The sequence below is a fragment of the Fodinicola feengrottensis genome (genome assembly GCF_010993775.1).
Taxonomy (GTDB): domain Bacteria; phylum Actinomycetota; class Actinomycetes; order Mycobacteriales; family HKI-0501; genus Fodinicola; species Fodinicola feengrottensis.
Map to the genome: position 1 here is coordinate 12362 of NZ_WOTO01000055.1, position 14561 is coordinate 26922.

Genomic DNA, 14561 nt, shown 5'->3' on the forward strand with positions numbered 1-14561 from the left:
CATTCACGTCTTACCTTGAGGGAGAGAGATCAATGAACATCCGTCGTGTCGCCCTGGCCGCTGGAGCATTCGCGCTCGGCGTGGGAATGCTGACCGGGTGCGGTCTGACGCCCAAGACCGCCGCGACGCCGTCCCCGTCGGCGCCAGCCGCGGCGGACAGCTCGCCGACCGCGTCGGCGGCCGGATTCCCGTCCGTGTGTGACATGTTCACCGACGCCGACATGTCAGCGCTCACCCAAGGAACCATCGCGAGCCACAAGCCGGACGGCAAGTCGACGCCGGCCGCACCTGCCTGCGACTGGCTCAGCGCCGATGGCGGCATCACGGTGACGGCTTCTCTCCGCACCACCACGAAATCCGATTTCGACAGCTCCGCGGACGGCTATACCCCGGTCAGCGGTGTCGGTGACAAAGCGACCGAGTTGCACGGGATTCTGACCGTGTTTCACGCACCCACGACCGAGATCGGCATCATCTTCGGCGGCGGTGGCGACCCGGACGTCGCTATCCAGAAGGCCATCGCGCTCAAAATCATCGAAAAGCTCGACGGTGGCGCGTCCCCCTCGCCGAGTGCCTCCGCTTCGGCCTCCGCGTCGGAGTAGTTCTCCTTTCTGGAAGGAAAAGCCGAAATGAAGAGCCATCGTCTCCTGGTTGCGGCCACGATCGCGGCCGTGGTGCTCGCCGGCACCGGCGGCTGCGGTTTGTTGCAGAAGAAGGACAACCCGCCGGCCAGTCAGGCGGCAGGTCCGGCCGGCACCGCCGCACCGGTCCCGACCGTGTCGAGCAACCTGCCCGATGTCTGTACGTTGATCACCGACGACCAGATGTCCCAGTTCACCGGCAACAAGATCGTCAGCCACGGGCCGGACAAGTCGACTACCGGCAAGGACGCGATCGGCTGCACCTGGTCGGACGCCAACAACCAGGTGATGTCCGTCGACATCGGCAATGCGACGAAGGCGCAGTTCGACAACGACGCCAACGGCAATCCCTCGGTCACCGGCGTCGGCGACGAGGCGTACTCGGTCGCCGGCCAGCTCCTGTACGTCCTCGACGGCAACTACCAGTTCTCCGCGAGCGGGGTGGCCGGCTCGTCCGGGGAGCCGGCTCGGGTCGCCGCCATCAAGCAGGCGATCCAGTCGCTGAGCGGCGCGTCGGCCTCGCCGAGCCCGTCCGCCTCTTCCTGAGCGCAAGCCGCTCGTACGAGCAACGCCACACCCGTCAACAACCCGGCGGTGTGGCGTTGCTCGCATGCGTACGAGCTGATTTCGGTTTCGAATACCGCCAGCCGACCGCGTATGCTCCTAGTCATAACTGAATATGTGCCCTCATCCAGAGGGGCAGAGGGAACCGGCCCGTTGAAGCCCCGGCAACCACCTCGCGCGTGAGTCTCAAGACCATCTACCCGCGGGACAGGTGCCAACTCCGGCCCGTCAGAGCAGAGCGCTCGGACGGGGAAGATGAGCGAGGAGGCTCTTGTCTTGACTGTTGAATCGCCTGCCAGCTGTCTGCGCTGTCGGAACTGCGGTGCGCAATTCCCGCTGATCGCCGTGCACGCCTGCGCCGAGTGTTTCGGCCCGCTGGAAGTGGGCTATGACCAGGAAAAACTCAACGCGGTGACCCGTGCGCAAATCGAGGCGGGGCCGCAGAACATCTGGCGGTACGCGCCGCTGCTGCCGGTCGGTCAGGACCCGGAAACCCGCGCGACGCTGAACCCGGGCATGACCAAGCTCGTTCGCGCCGACCGGCTCGGCGCCGAACTGGGCTTCACCGCGCCGCTGTGGGTCAAGGACGACAGCGGCAACCCCACCCACGCCTTCAAGGACCGGGTCGTGTCGCTGGCGCTGACGGCCGCGAAGGGCCTCGGCTTCACCTCGGTGGCCTGCGCGTCCACCGGCAACCTGGCCAACTCGGTGGCCGCGCACGCGGCCCGGATCGGCTGGCCGGCGACCGTGTTCATCCCGGCGGACCTGGAACCGAGCAAGATCATCGCGAGCGCCGTGTACGCGCCGCGGCTGGTCGCGGTGGACGGCTCGTACGACGACGTCAACCGGCTGACCAGCGAGCTCGGCGAGACCGATGAGTTCGAAAGCACCGCGTTCGTCAACCAGAACGTCCGGCCGTACTACGCGGAAAGGTTCCAAGACCCTCGGCTACGAGGTCGCCGAGCAACTCGGCTGGAAGATCCCCGCGCAGGTGGTCATCCCGATCGCGTCCGGCTCGCTGCTGACCAAGATCGACAAGGCGTTCGCCGAGCTGGCCAAGATCGGCCTGGTGCCGAACACTCCGTGGAAGGTCTTCGGGGCACAGTCGCTGGGCTGCTCGCCGGTCGCCGAGGCGTTCCACGCCGGCCACGACGTGGTGCAGCCGGTCCGCCCGACCGGCATCGCGAAGAGCCTGAACATCGGCAACCCAGCGGACGGCCCGTACGTGCTGGACGCGGTTCGGCGGACCGGCGGCTCGATCGCGGTCGCCGATGACGACGACATCCGCGAGGGCATCTCGCTGCTGGCCCGTACGACCGGCATCTTCGCCGAGACCGCCGGCGGAGTGACCGTCTCGTGCCTCGCGAAACTGGTCAAGGACGGCCTGATCGACACCTCCCAGGAGACCGTCATCTACAACACCGGCGAAGGTCTCAAAACCGCCGACGTGTTGGACGTACATCCCACCCACCGCATCAAGCCCACCCTCAAATCCGCCACCGAAGCCGGTTTGTTGAGCTGAGTGGTCATGGCAGGCACCGCGGCTAGCGGGTGTTGGCGGGGGTGGCGGCGGGCGCGGGGGTACGGGCGAGCGGCGTGGGGCGGGCGGTGAAGAGGTTGGCGGCGGCGACGGCCAGCGCGATCGCGCCGAAGGTGAGGACGACGGCGGCCGGGCCGGCGCCGGCCAGCAGCAGGCCGCCGGCGGCGGTGCCGAGCGAGTTGCCGAGGTAGAGCGCGGACGAGTTCAGCGACATGGCGACCGGGCCGTCGTCCGTACGCAGCGCCAGGATCCGGTGCTGCTGCGGGGTGGTCTGTGACCACCCGACCGCGCCCCAGATCACCAGCAGCACGGCGATCCCGGCCGGGCCGCGGGCCACCGCCGGCAGCGATACCAGCAGGACGCCGAGAACGCCGACGATGACGGTCACCAGCAGCCGGGTGTTCGGCCAGCGGTCCACCAGGGTGCCGATCGCGAAGCTGCCGGCCAGCCCGCCGAGGCCCCACAGCCACAGATAGCCGGACAGGTCGGTGACGCCGGCGGTGCTGGCGAGCAACGGCCCGAGATAGGTGTACGAGCCGATGCTGGCGCCGGCGGCCAGCGCGGTGACGGCCAAAATCGGCAGCACCCGCCGGTCGGTGAGCACCCGCAGCCGGTCCCGTACGGGCACCCGCCGGGCCGGTTGTACGGTCCCGCCGCGCAACGCCAGCAGAACGCCGGCCATCGCGACCACGCCGAGGCCGGTGACCATCCACAGCGTCGCCCGCCAGCCGACGTGGTGCGCCAGCAACAGACCGAGCGGGACACCGAGCACCACGCCGGTGGTCATCCCGCCGATGATCAGCGACAGGGCCCGGCCGCGCCGTCGCGCCGGCACCAGGGCGGCCGCGCTGACCGCGGACATCGGCGCGTAGATTCCGGCGCCCAGGCCCGCGATCACCCGTGCCAGCAACAACAACGGCAGGCTGGTGGCGACGGCGGTCAGCACGTTTCCGAGGCTGAACACCACCAACGCGATGAGCAGCACGGTTCGCATCGGGCGGCCGGCGAAAAAAAACGCCGCCGCGAACGGGGACAGCAATGCGTACGACAGGGTGAACGCGGTGACCAGTTGTCCCAGCGCGGCCACCGAATAGTGCAGGTTCATCGCCATCACCGGGAGCAGGCCGGCGACCACGTACGCATCCAGCCCCAGCGCCAGGGACCCGATCGCCAACAGCAACACCCGTCGCATCAAACCTCCATTTAGTGCGGGCAGTCCGGAAAGAATGCGGATAGATTACCGCAATCCGTACATCGTCATCTCCACGACTTCGAGCAGTGGCCGCTCGTCGGCGGTCGTACGACCCAATTCCCAGAGTCCTTCGACGACGGTGAACAAGTAGCGGGCGACGACAGTGTTGTTCTGTGGGACCGAAAGCAGGCCCTGAATTCTGGCCCGGTCCAGTGCGCCGGCCAGTTCGCGCTGGATCTCGCGCTGGGTGTGATCCACGATCTGAGCCACTTCTTCGTTGCCAGGCAACAACTCCAGCGCGGTGTTCGCCAGCAGGCAGCCGCGCTGGCCGGCGGCATTTCGGGATATTCGCTGCAAGTAATGTCCGATGCCGAGAATCGGCGGCTTCGGCGCCCGCAGGTCGGTGGCCGCCGCGGTCGTCCGTTGCTGCGCGTAACGTTGGAGAATGGTCAAGAAAAGTTGGTGTTTGTCGCCGAACGCCCCATAGAGGCTGCCCTTGTGTAATTTCGTAACACGTAACAGATCGGACATAGCGGTCGCGTGGTATCCGTGTGTGTAAAACTCGGCCATTACCGCATCTAGCACTGCATTCTCGTCGAATTGCCGGGGTCTGCCGAGCTTTCCGGCGGCTGTCGCCATGGCCTCTACTTTATGACCGTACGGTCAAGAAAAACAAGGCTCGATAGGCGCCGAAAATGTGGGGTCCGACGACAGTGCGGTGGCGGTCGGCGAGTGGACCCCGGGCACTGCCTTCACGCGCTGTAATCGGCGGCCCGAGACAGTGCCGATCACCTGCGGTAATCGCCGGTTTGTCGGCCGGAACAACGGAGAATATTTCCGGCACAGAGGGCATCCCCAGGGGGCCAGATCTCGTGTAGCGTTTCGGTCGGTCGTAGTTCTAACCAGATCGTGCGCAACCTGCCGGGCGGGTCTCCCACGGCTATACGGACGAAGACCCGGGTCTCGCAGTAGGGCGCGACCTGTCGCACCAGCAGTAGAGGATGGCTCCAGTGGCACAGGGAACCGTTAAGTGGTTCAACGCTGAAAAGGGCTACGGCTTTATCGCCGTCGATGGCGGCCAGGACGTTTTCGTCCACTTCTCCGCCATTCAGATGGACGGTTACAAGTCGCTCGAGGACGGCCAGCGGGTCGAATTCGAGGTCACCCAGGGCCAGAAGGGTCCGCAGGCCGAAGGCGTCCTCGTCGTCGGCTGAGTTCTCGGTTGAGAAGGCGAATCCAGCGAACAGGGCTCGTTCCACCTTGGTGGGACGGGCCTTGTTTGCTCTGGTAGTGGCCATCTTGGCGTTTTACCGAGCGCTGGAGTGTGGGTTGCCACTAGGTTCTCTCATGTTCTTGCCCGTACCAGAACAGGATTGGTGCGGGCGCCTGAAAACATGGGGGGAACCATCGTGACCGAACAGCCACCGTCGGGTGCGCAGCCGGAATATCCCGGTGAGCCATCGCAACCAACTCCGGACGCGTACGCCGGCTATCCAGGCGCTCGCAACCTGGATCCGAATGACCCGCTGGTAGCCGCGGATTACGGCGGCTGGTGGGCCCGCGGCACGGCTTTGGCTCGTAAAACGTGGAAACATGTGCTGATCCTGCAGATCGCTTTCGTTGTCCTGGAGCTGATTCTGATCACTCCGGTGCACATCTGGCAGGCCTCCCTGGCGGTGGTTCCGGGCTCGATTGCACCGGGACAGAACCCCAATGATGTGCTGCTGGCCCAGTCGCTGGGGCGCCAGGTCGGGCCCATCCTGCTTTCGCTGGTGGCCGGGGTTCTCACCCAGGTGATCGCCGCGATTATCGGACTCGTCGTGGTGCACCTGATGGTGATGGCCGCGACCAACGAGCAACTCGACATCGGGGTAGCGTTCCAGCGGGCCAGTCGGCGGCTCGGGATCATCGTCCTCTGGAGCGTGATCTTTGGCTTGCTGGCTACGATCGGTTTTGTGCTCTGCGTCCTGCCTGGCTTCTATGTGGCCCTGGTTGGCATGCTGCTCGCACCGGTGGTGGCGTTCGAGCGTGGGAACCCGCTGGGCCAAGCGTTCACGTTGTACAACCGGAACTTCGGTCTCGCCTTGGGACTCACCCTCACCGTCGTCGCCTGCGGCCTGGTCGCCGGCATCGTCGCCGGCTGTTTTGGTGGTGCGCTGACCATTGGCTCGGCGGTTACCGGGAGCACCGGTGCGTACATCCTCAGTGCGGTCATCACGGTGCTGATCTCCGCTGTTCTCACCGCCGCCGTCCAGTTGCTGACATATCCGCTGACAACCGTCGCGTACGCGACCTTGCGGGCCCGCTTGGAGCCGTTGTCCACCGCGCAGCTGGCCACCGAGATCGCCCGGTAGCCCGTCCGGGCAGCCGCCGGCGTGACCGGCGGTTGCCCGGCGGGACTATGTTGCGCTAAAAGCAAGACGCTGCGCGACGGGGAGGCACCCATGGCCACTGGCGGACCACCTGGATATGAGGTTCCTGGTCAGGGCAGAGTCAGGGGCAGAGGCAACCCGGCTACGGCCAGCCGTCGTACGACCATCCGGTCACTGGCCAGCCTGGATACGGCCAGCCGGCGTACGGGCAACCCGGTTATGGGCAACCTGGTTATGGGCAGCCGAACCCGGCGAACCCGACGACTGGTTATCCAGGTCCGTACGGCGGCTATCCCGGTGGGCCGCCGCCGGTCGACCCGAACGACCCGGTTGGTCAGTGCCAACTATGCCGGCTGGTGGTCGCGCGCTGTCGCGCTGGCCAAGCAGACCTGGCAGCAGCTCGCGCTGTTGCAACTGGCGACGGTCGCGGTCAACCTCCTCGTGGTGCTTCCGGGCAGCCTGCTCAGGCTCTGGTTGGTCAGCGGTGGCGTGCGTGGGAGCACGGCGATCGTGGGTGTCGGCCTGGTCGGCAACGGTCTGCAGCTGCTGGCCGGGGTGATCCAGATCGCGGTCAGCGCGATCATCGGGCTGGCCGCCGTGCACCTGGTCACCGGGGCGGCCACCGGCCAGCCGGTGACCGCCGTGTCGGCGGCCCAGCAGGCGATGCCGCGGTTCTGGCCGATGGTTGGCTGGTCAGTGCTCTTCGCGTTGATGATCGCCTTCGGTCTGGTGGCGTGCATCGTCCCCGGCCTCTATCTCGCCATGCCGTTCATGGTGCTGGCGCCGGTGATCGCGTACGAGCGAGTGAACGCTTTCGCCCGGTCGTTCGACCTCGTACACCGCGACTTCGGCGGCGCGGCGATCGGGGTGTTGGCGACCATCATCGGTGTCTACGCGGTCGCCTTGGTCCTCAACTTCGTGATCGCCGGGGTGTTCTCGGCAGTCGCCATCGCGGTCCTCGGATCGGCCGGGACGTATGTCGCGATGGTCCTCTCGAGCATTATCGGCAGCGTCGTCTCGCTCGTCATCGCCGTGTTCCTCTATCCGCTGCAGACCACCGCGTACGCGCATCTGCGGGCTCGCCGGGAGCCGCTGTCCACTGGTCAACTGGCCGCCGAGCTGGCCCGCTAGCGGGTCCGGTCTTCTTGCACTCTCCGGCCGAGAGTGCTAAACCTTGGACTGGCACTCGGTGCCTACGAGTGCCAGTAAGCAGGTCGGGGCGGTGAGGTTCCGTCGCTCTAGCAGCGACCGGATCCGTCCGTCGCGGGCATCGAGCCCGGCCAGCGGAAACCGAATCCAGCACGCGCGGCCGAGCGATACGAGCGGCCCGCCGAAAACAGCGGAGGAAACCACCGCATGGCCAAGTTGATCGCGTTCGACGAGGAGGCGCGCCGCGGTCTCGAGCGGGGCATGAACATCCTCGCCGACGCCGTCAAGGTGACGCTCGGCCCCAAGGGCCGCAACGTGGTACTCGAGAAGAAGTGGGGAGCGCCCACCATCACCAACGATGGTGTGAGCATCGCCAAGGAGATCGAGCTCGACGAGCCGTACGAGAAGATCGGCGCCGAGCTCGTCAAAGAGGTAGCCAAGAAGACCGACGACGTGGCTGGTGACGGCACCACCACGGCGACTGTGCTGGCCCAGGCGCTGGTCCGCGAGGGCCTGCGTAACGTGGCCGCGGGTGCGAACCCGCTCGGCCTCAAGCGTGGCATCGAGAAGGCCGTCGAGTCGGTCATCGAGCAGCTCGCGCTGGCCTCGCGTGAGGTTGAGACCAAGGAGCAGATCGGTCACACCGCTTCGGTGTCGGCCGGTGGCGACACCAACGTCGGCGAGATCATCGCCGAGGCGCTGGACAAGGTCGGCAAGGAAGGCGTTGTCACCGTCGAGGAGAGCAACACCTTCGGTCTTGAGCTTGAGCTCACCGAGGGCATGCGCTTCGACAAGGGCTACATCTCGCCGTACTTCGTGACCGACGCGGACCGCCAGGAAGCCGTCCTGGACGACCCGTACATCCTGATCGTCGAGTCCAAGATCGCGACCGTCAAGGACCTGCTCCCGCTGCTGGAGAAGGTCATGCAGTCGGGCAAGCCGCTGGCGATCATCTCCGAGGACGTCGAGGGCGAAGCCCTTGCCACCCTGGTCGTCAACAAGATCCGTGGCACCTTCAAGTCGGTTGCCGTCAAGGCCCCCGGCTTCGGTGACCGTCGGAAGGCCATCCTGACCGACATCGCCATCCTGACCGGTGGTGAGGTCATCTCCGAGACCGTTGGTCTCAAGCTGGAGAACGCCGGCATCGAGCTGCTCGGCCGGGCTCGCAAGGTCGTTCGTCACCAAGGACGAGACGACCATCGTCGAGGGTTCGGGCGACACCGACCAGATCACCGGTCGGGTCAACCTGATCCGCGCCGAGATCGAGAAGAGCGACTCCGACTACGACCGTGAGAAGCTGCAGGAGCGGCTGGCCAAGCTGGCCGGTGGCGTTGCGGTCATCAAGGTCGGCGCGGCCACCGAGGTCGAGCTCAAGGAGCGCAAGCACCGCATTGAGGACGCCGTTCGCGCCGCCAAGGCGTCGGTTGAAGAGGGCATCGTCGCCGGTGGCGGCGTGGCTCTTCTGCAGGCCGGCGACAAGGCGTTCGAGAAGCTGGACCTCGAAGGCGACGAGGCCACTGGCGCGCAGATCGTGAGGATCGCGCTGGAGGCCCCGCTCAAGCAGATCGCCGTCAACGCCGGCCTCGAAGGCGGCGTCGTGGTGGAGAAGGTCAAGGGCCTGCCCAAGGGTCACGGCCTGAACGCCGCCACTGGCGTGTACGAGGACCTGCTCGCCGCCGGTGTTCCGGACCCGACGAAGGTCGTGCGCTCTGCCCTGCAGAACGCCGCGTCCATCGCCGCGCTGTTCCTGACCACCGAGGCCGTCATCGCCGACAAGCCGGAGAAGTCTCCGGCCCCGGCCGGTGGCCCCGGCGGCGGCATGGGTGACATGGACTTCTAGGAGTCCTGCTCTTCAGTACGACCGCAGAGGCGGGTCTGGCTCACGCCAGGCCCGCCTTTTCGTGTCTTGACGAGTATGCGTACATGTATAAGTATAGACGTGTGCCCAACAAGACGATCTACGTGTCGGACGGTGATCTGCCGGTGTTCCAGCGGGCCCAGGAGTTGGCCGGCGGAAGCCTCTCCGCGGCGATCACTCAGGCGCTGCATGGGTTCGTGACGGCCAAGGAGGCTCAGATGCAGGGACTTTCCGAGATCAAAGTGCGGGTCGGCAGCGGTGACGTGCCGCGCTACCAGCGATTCCGTGGCGCGCTGGTGGCGCGCTGGCAGCACCAACTCGGCACCGGCGCCCAGGTCGAGGACTTCACCGTTTACCGTACGGCCAAACAGGCCCTCGCCGTGCACCGCAGGGTGCACCCGGACTGGAAGCGTTGGAGCGACCCCAAACGCTGGGCGAGTGGGGAGAACTCGGTGTGGTCGCAGGACTGGGACGTCGACTGGCATGTCGGATGGAACGGCGAGTCCGCCAGCGGCTCGTCCGACTGGTCCGGCTCCGGCGGCACCGGCGCGCTGGAGGTGTACGACTCCGTCGCCGCCCTCCGCGACGAACTGCCGGCCGAGCTCGCTGACCTGGTCGAGCAGAACCTCGCTACCCCCGAGGTCGAGGACCTGGACATCTGACCGTTCCGGACAGGAGGGGCACAATGGCGGGCACAATGGCGGGCATGGTGGGTGTGAGGCAGGCGAGCATGGTGCCACGGCCGCGGTGGCTGGTGTTCTGGTCGGTGGTGTGGACCGTCGCGTACGGCTGGACGTACGTGGTGACCGCAACGGGCGGGCTGGGCGGTGCGCCGGCCGGTTGGTATGTGGGTTTGCTGGTGATCGGTGGCCTCGCGCTGGTGGCCGCGCTGCCGGGCAGGGTCTGGCGGGTGCCGCTGGTGGCCGGGGCGCTCGCGCTGCTTGCCGCGATGCTGATAGCTATTGGCTCGCTCGGCTGGTTTTTTTGTTGCCAGCGGTGGTTTTCGCCGCCTTCGCGGCCGGGATGAAGTCGCCGTGGCGACTCGCTCAGGAGCAGGAACAGGAGTCCGGCCAGGACTGATGCCAGACCGCCAGTGGCGGCCTGGCAGCAGCGAGAGCTCAGCCGACGCCAGAGGTGGACAGCAGGCCTGGCACTGTTTTCGCGGTGTTGTGGCGGAAAATGTTCACCGCGCCGACCACCTCGTCGGACTCGTCCCGGATCGGGAACACGTTGACCAGCGCCAGCAGCCGGAATCCGTCCGGCTGCTCGCAAATCACGTCGGCGTTACGTACGGTGCCGCCGTTGTTGATGACAACCGCCGGCGGCGGCGCCTGGTCGTGCGGCATGACCTCACCGGAGGGGTAACGCAGCCGGAAGGCGCCGCAGTATTTCTCGCTCGTACCAAGCTCCGGGCTCCGGCCCCAGGCCGCGATCGCGGTCTTGTTGCACGCGATCAGGGTGCCGTCTTTTTCCAGCACGTACATGCCAACCTCGATGCCGTCCATCGCGGCCTGGTCGCTGAGCAGCCCGCCGGGCACTAGATGGCCGTCCGCACCTCGCCCTGGAAAGTCACGTCCTCCAGGTCTCCGGTGGCGATTTTCTCGCTGATTCCCATTCGATTTCCCCTCACGATGACGGTGGATAACCCTTGGCCACGAGGCTCCGCCGATGGCGCTACTCAGCGTCGCGATCCGCAAGCTACCGGTCGTTTCTCAGAGTTCTCCGATCAACCGCGGCGATGAGGCAGGATCGGGGGCATGACGTCGAGCCGGATCACCGACCTGCTAAGCCGCCACCCGCTGGTGGACGGGCACAACGACCTGCTCTGGGAGCTGCGAGAGCTGGCCAACTACGACCTGGACGCGGTCGATCTGACCCGTCCGGTGGCCGACACCCAGACTGACCTGCCGCGGTTGCGCGCCGGCGGGGGGGGGGGCCCAGTTCTGGTCGGTGTGGGTGCCCTGCGACCTGCCGCCGGAGCAGGCGGTCACGGCGACTCTGGAGCAGATCGACGCGGGACATGCGCTGATTGCGCGGCACAGTACCGAGCTTGGCTTCGCGCCGACCGCCGACGAGCTGGAAAAGGTGTTTGCGAGCGGCCGGATCGCGTCGGTTTTCGGTGCCGAAGGCGGCCATTCGATCGGGAACTCGCTGGCGACGCTGCGCACGCTTTACACGTTGGGTGTGCGATATATGACGCTCACCCACGAGAAGAACACGGACTGGGCGGACGCGTCCACCGACGAACCCGCATACGACGGACTGACCGCTTTCGGGGTCGAAGTGGTACGGGAAATGAACCGGATGGGTATGTTTGGTCGATCTCTCGCACGTGGCTCCCTCCACAATGGACGATGCGCTGGATGCCACCGAGTCGCCGGTGATTTTCAGCCATTCGTCGGCCCGGGCTTTGTGTGACCACGTACGAAACGTGCCGGACTCGGTGCTTTCCCGGATGTCCACCAACGGTGGCGTGGTGATGGTGACCTTCGTGCCGCCTTTCCTTACAGATGAAGCGAAACAGTGGGGAATCGAGTATTCCGACGAGCGGACCCGCCGTGGCGTGGACCTGTCGTTGCCGGGCGTACGAGCGATGGCCGACTGGCTGTCCGCGCACCCGAGCCCGCCGGTTACTGCCTCGACGATCGCCGATCACGTGGAGCACGTAAGGGAAGTGGCCGGGATCGCGCATGTCGGCCTCGGCGGCGACTACGACGGCTACCCGCTTTTTCCGGACGATATGGGCGATGTTTCGACGTACCCGTTGCTTTTCGCCGAGCTGGCCGACCGCGGTTGGTCCGACCCGGACCTGGCGGCCCTCGCCGGCGGCAACGTCATCCGTACGCTCCGGGACGCGGAAACCGTCGCCCGTTCCCTGCAGGCCACCCGCTCCCCGTCCCGGGCCCGGATCCAAGACCTCGACACCTAACCGCGAATGTAACGAAACAGGTCACAAAACCGAGCTGTTTCGTTACATTCGCGGGAAAATGCGGGCAGCGGTGACGGCAGCGGCGGCGTCGACCAGGCCGGCGCCGGTGCTGTTCGGGCCGGCGCAGGTGGCGGAGCGGACCGATTTCGCGGTCGTACGCAACAAAGTCGTGGTGTCGGCGATGTCCCCGCGCAGGCGTGGATTCGCCGACCACATCAGCGCCACCACGCCGGCCACGTGCGGGGTGGCCATCGAGGTGCCGGACAACGTCCCGTACGTGTTGCCCGGCAGCGCGGACAGGACGTTGACGCCCGGCGCGACCACGTCGGGCTTGCCGGCTACCCCGGAAACCGGGCCACGGCTGGAAAAGTCCGCGACCGCGCCGGTTCGGTCGACGGCGCCGACGGTGAGTACGTCCGGACTGTTCGCCAGCGGGTCCACAATGGACCCGCAGTCCGGGCCGGTGTTCCCGGCCGCGAAAACCGGATAGATGCCGGCGATGCTCAGCGCGTGCGCGGCGGCCGCCAACGTGTCGGATCGGCAGCCTTCCAGCGTCGAGCAGCCCCAGGAGTTGGTGAGGACGTCCGCGCCACGGTTGGGATTGCCGTGAAAAGCGTCGCCACCATGCGGAAAAGGCGCAAACATGAACTGCAGGCAGTCCAGGTAGTAGCCGGGATTCGCGACCCCGCGGGCAAGATCCGCGCAGCCGATCCACTGAGCATCCGGCGCCACCCCGACGCCACCGCGGCCGACCGCGGTGGCGGTCGTGTGGGTGCCGTGGCCGTCCAGGTCGCGCGGCACCGCCGTGCCAAACCACGGGTCGTACCAACTGTCGGCGCCGCCTCGAAAACCGGCCGCGATCACCGGATGGGTGGCGTCGACGCCGGGAGTCCGAGACGCCGACTACCACGCCCTGGCCGCGGGCGCCGGCCGCCCAGGCCTGGTCGGCGTGGATCGCGGTGATGTTCCACTGTGGACCGTCAGGCTTCTTTTCGTTGCCGTGCAAGCCTTCCGGGCGACCCGGGATGGGGCGAAGCAGGGGTGCGTCAGTGACCGAGACAACGCCCGGCTGGCCACTGAGCCACAGCCGGGTGACCGGGTCGTCGGCGTCCACCTCGATGGCGTTTATTAAGTAGTACGGTCGAAAAGTCAGTCCGCGGCTGGTCAGCGCGGCCCGCAGTGGGCGCTGGCTGGCGGTCGCGTACGCCGTCAGTTGGCGATAGACCTCTCGCCGTCGGGCCGCCGGATCCGCGATCGAGGCGCTGATTTTGGTCTGTTCCAGAGTCACGAAAAGCGCGTTGCCGTGAAATCCGGGCTGGTGGCTCAAACCGACGCCGACCAGCGCCACGAGACAAGCGGTCACGGCCACCGCGGCGATCCACGGCTTGAGCCAGTTTCGCCTGCGTACGAGGAAAGTCACCGCACCGACGGCGATCGCGACCAGCCAGCTGATGCCGGCCGCCAGAATCGCGTACCAGCTGACCTCGCCCAGGCCGAGAACGACGGCCAGCTGGCTGGCGTCGACGTACGCGTACGGCCCGACCAACGCGAGTCCTAGAGCGACCGCCGCGGCCCACCGGCCGCCGACGGCGGCGACCGCGAATGCCAGCGCCGGTAACGAAATCATCAGCAGAATGCTCAGCCCGCTGGGGGCCGCGGTGGCGGCCACCGTCGCGTACCCGACGCCCAACACCAGCGGATGTGTGGGCGGCCCCGGCAGCATCGCGAGCAGCGCGGCCACCGCGGCGGCGGCCAGCACCGCGAGCAGCGTCGTCCACGCCGACCCGAGTGCGCCGAAGGCCACCCACGGCAGCAATGCGACGCCACCCACCGCGGCCGCCAGAGCAGCCGGCACCAAACGGCCGCGATGAGGCATCGTGGCCGAAAACGGCGAAGGAGGATGAGCGCGACGGCGAGCAGAGCTGCCAGCGCGACTGTGGAGCCGAGAGCGAAGGTGTTGCGGGCGGCGATGTCGTGTCCGTACGGGACGAACCGGGTCAGCCCCAGCACCGCGGCGCAGCCGGCCGCGAGTGCCCAGAACCGCAGCGTCGCCCGGATCCACGGCCGCTGGACGTACGGCAGCAGACCCAGCGCGGGCAGCCCGGCGAGCAGCGTCGCGCCGATCGCGAGGACTGGCGCCAACCAAGCGCTTGGCCTGCTCTCGAATAGGATTGACGCCTGCTCGACCAGCCACTCGCCGGCCGCGCCGCCGAAGCTGACGCCCACCGTCCACAGGCCAACCAGCACCACTCCAAGGACCGCTGGCCAGCGGCGCTCACTCTCCGCCATGAACGGGAACCCTACGGCCCGTGCTGG

17 protein-coding genes, 2 pseudogenes and 1 riboswitch are annotated in these 14561 nt (G+C 67.0%); of the genes and pseudogenes, 14 read left to right on the plus strand and 5 right to left on the minus strand.

What is annotated here, in order from left to right:
• The first annotated feature begins 32 nt into the window (after positions 1–32).
• From GNX96_RS37275 to GNX96_RS58140, 4 genes and pseudogenes are all read left to right on the plus strand, one after another.
• On the plus strand, positions 33–602 hold the full coding sequence (locus GNX96_RS37275) for a DUF3558 family protein (RefSeq protein WP_163572481.1): 570 nt from the start codon (positions 33–35) through the stop codon (positions 600–602).
• Positions 603–629: 27 nt separating this feature from the next.
• A complete protein-coding gene (locus GNX96_RS37280) occupies positions 630–1187 on the plus strand; it encodes a DUF3558 family protein (RefSeq protein WP_163572482.1) in 558 nt (185 codons plus the stop codon).
• A 138-nt stretch (positions 1188–1325) separates the two neighbouring features.
• A riboswitch (SAM riboswitch) is annotated at positions 1326–1467 on the plus strand.
• A gap of 254 nt (positions 1468–1721) precedes the next feature.
• Positions 1722–2117: pseudogene (locus GNX96_RS58135) on the plus strand (pyridoxal-phosphate dependent enzyme); the annotation flags it as partial.
• Positions 2080–2727, plus strand: coding sequence for a pyridoxal-phosphate dependent enzyme (locus tag GNX96_RS58140; protein ID WP_279582471.1), 648 nt, complete (start codon positions 2080–2082; stop codon positions 2725–2727). The pseudogene GNX96_RS58135 and the gene GNX96_RS58140, both read left to right, overlap by 38 nt.
• A gap of 22 nt (positions 2728–2749) precedes the next feature.
• Here the strand turns inward: GNX96_RS58140 and GNX96_RS37290 are convergent, their stop codons facing one another.
• Together GNX96_RS37290 and GNX96_RS37295 are read right to left on the minus strand one after the other, a co-directional pair.
• Positions 2750–3937: an MFS transporter gene (locus GNX96_RS37290; protein WP_163572483.1), complete on the minus strand. Its 1188-nt coding sequence runs from the start codon at positions 3935–3937 to the stop codon at positions 2750–2752.
• Positions 3938–3982: 45 nt separating this feature from the next.
• Positions 3983–4576, minus strand: a complete 594-nt coding sequence (locus tag GNX96_RS37295) for a TetR/AcrR family transcriptional regulator (RefSeq protein ID WP_313885874.1) — start codon at positions 4574–4576, stop codon at positions 3983–3985.
• A gap of 371 nt (positions 4577–4947) precedes the next feature.
• Between GNX96_RS37295 and GNX96_RS37300 the strand changes: the two genes are divergently transcribed.
• The 6 genes and pseudogenes from GNX96_RS37300 (at position 4948) to GNX96_RS37325 (ending at position 10343) form a co-directional block, all read left to right on the plus strand.
• Complete coding sequence (locus GNX96_RS37300; RefSeq protein WP_163572485.1) at positions 4948–5151, plus strand: cold-shock protein; 204 nt, start codon at positions 4948–4950, stop codon at positions 5149–5151.
• 180 nt (positions 5152–5331) lie between these two features.
• The gene (locus GNX96_RS37305; protein ID WP_279582472.1) at positions 5332–6291 is read left to right on the plus strand and encodes a hypothetical protein; all 960 of its coding nucleotides are present in this window, start codon (positions 5332–5334) and stop codon (positions 6289–6291) included.
• A gap of 90 nt (positions 6292–6381) precedes the next feature.
• A complete protein-coding gene (locus GNX96_RS58145; protein WP_279582473.1) occupies positions 6382–7440 on the plus strand; it encodes a hypothetical protein in 1059 nt (352 codons plus the stop codon).
• A gap of 225 nt (positions 7441–7665) precedes the next feature.
• A pseudogene (gene groL / locus GNX96_RS37315) lies at positions 7666–9298 on the plus strand (chaperonin GroEL).
• A gap of 101 nt (positions 9299–9399) precedes the next feature.
• Complete coding sequence (locus GNX96_RS37320; RefSeq protein ID WP_163572487.1) at positions 9400–9978, plus strand: EXLDI protein; 579 nt, start codon at positions 9400–9402, stop codon at positions 9976–9978.
• Between the two features lie 23 nt (positions 9979–10001).
• Positions 10002–10343: a hypothetical protein gene (locus GNX96_RS37325; RefSeq protein WP_163572488.1), complete on the plus strand. Its 342-nt coding sequence runs from the start codon at positions 10002–10004 to the stop codon at positions 10341–10343.
• A 91-nt stretch (positions 10344–10434) separates the two neighbouring features.
• Here the strand turns inward: GNX96_RS37325 and GNX96_RS37330 are convergent, their stop codons facing one another.
• A complete protein-coding gene (locus tag GNX96_RS37330; RefSeq protein WP_279582474.1) occupies positions 10435–10854 on the minus strand; it encodes a PAS domain-containing protein in 420 nt (139 codons plus the stop codon).
• A 418-nt stretch (positions 10855–11272) separates the two neighbouring features.
• Here GNX96_RS37330 and GNX96_RS58150 point away from each other — a divergent pair, with 418 nt between their 5' ends.
• Positions 11273–11734 carry a dipeptidase gene (locus GNX96_RS58150; protein ID WP_279582475.1) on the plus strand — a complete coding sequence of 154 codons (462 nt, stop codon included), beginning with the start codon at positions 11273–11275 and terminating at the stop codon, positions 11732–11734.
• Positions 11664–12245, plus strand: coding sequence for a dipeptidase (locus GNX96_RS58155; RefSeq protein WP_279582476.1), 582 nt, complete (start codon positions 11664–11666; stop codon positions 12243–12245). The genes GNX96_RS58150 and GNX96_RS58155 overlap by 71 nt, the downstream gene beginning before the upstream one ends.
• Before the next feature lie 42 nt (positions 12246–12287).
• Here GNX96_RS58155 and GNX96_RS37340 read toward each other — a convergent pair whose 3' ends face one another.
• Positions 12288–13109 carry a S8 family serine peptidase gene (locus GNX96_RS37340; protein ID WP_279582477.1) on the minus strand — a complete coding sequence of 274 codons (822 nt, stop codon included), beginning with the start codon at positions 13107–13109 and terminating at the stop codon, positions 12288–12290.
• A 7-nt stretch (positions 13110–13116) separates the two neighbouring features.
• Here GNX96_RS37340 and GNX96_RS37345 point away from each other — a divergent pair, with 7 nt between their 5' ends.
• Positions 13117–13377, plus strand: a complete 261-nt coding sequence (locus GNX96_RS37345; RefSeq protein ID WP_279582478.1) for a hypothetical protein — start codon at positions 13117–13119, stop codon at positions 13375–13377.
• A gap of 171 nt (positions 13378–13548) precedes the next feature.
• The gene (locus tag GNX96_RS58160) at positions 13549–13803 is read left to right on the plus strand and encodes a hypothetical protein (protein ID WP_279582479.1); all 255 of its coding nucleotides are present in this window, start codon (positions 13549–13551) and stop codon (positions 13801–13803) included.
• 80 nt (positions 13804–13883) lie between these two features.
• On the opposite strand, the gene GNX96_RS58165 is transcribed toward GNX96_RS58160, so the two are convergent.
• Positions 13884–14534: a hypothetical protein gene (locus GNX96_RS58165; protein ID WP_279582480.1), complete on the minus strand. Its 651-nt coding sequence runs from the start codon at positions 14532–14534 to the stop codon at positions 13884–13886.
• Positions 14535–14561 lie beyond the last annotated feature (27 nt).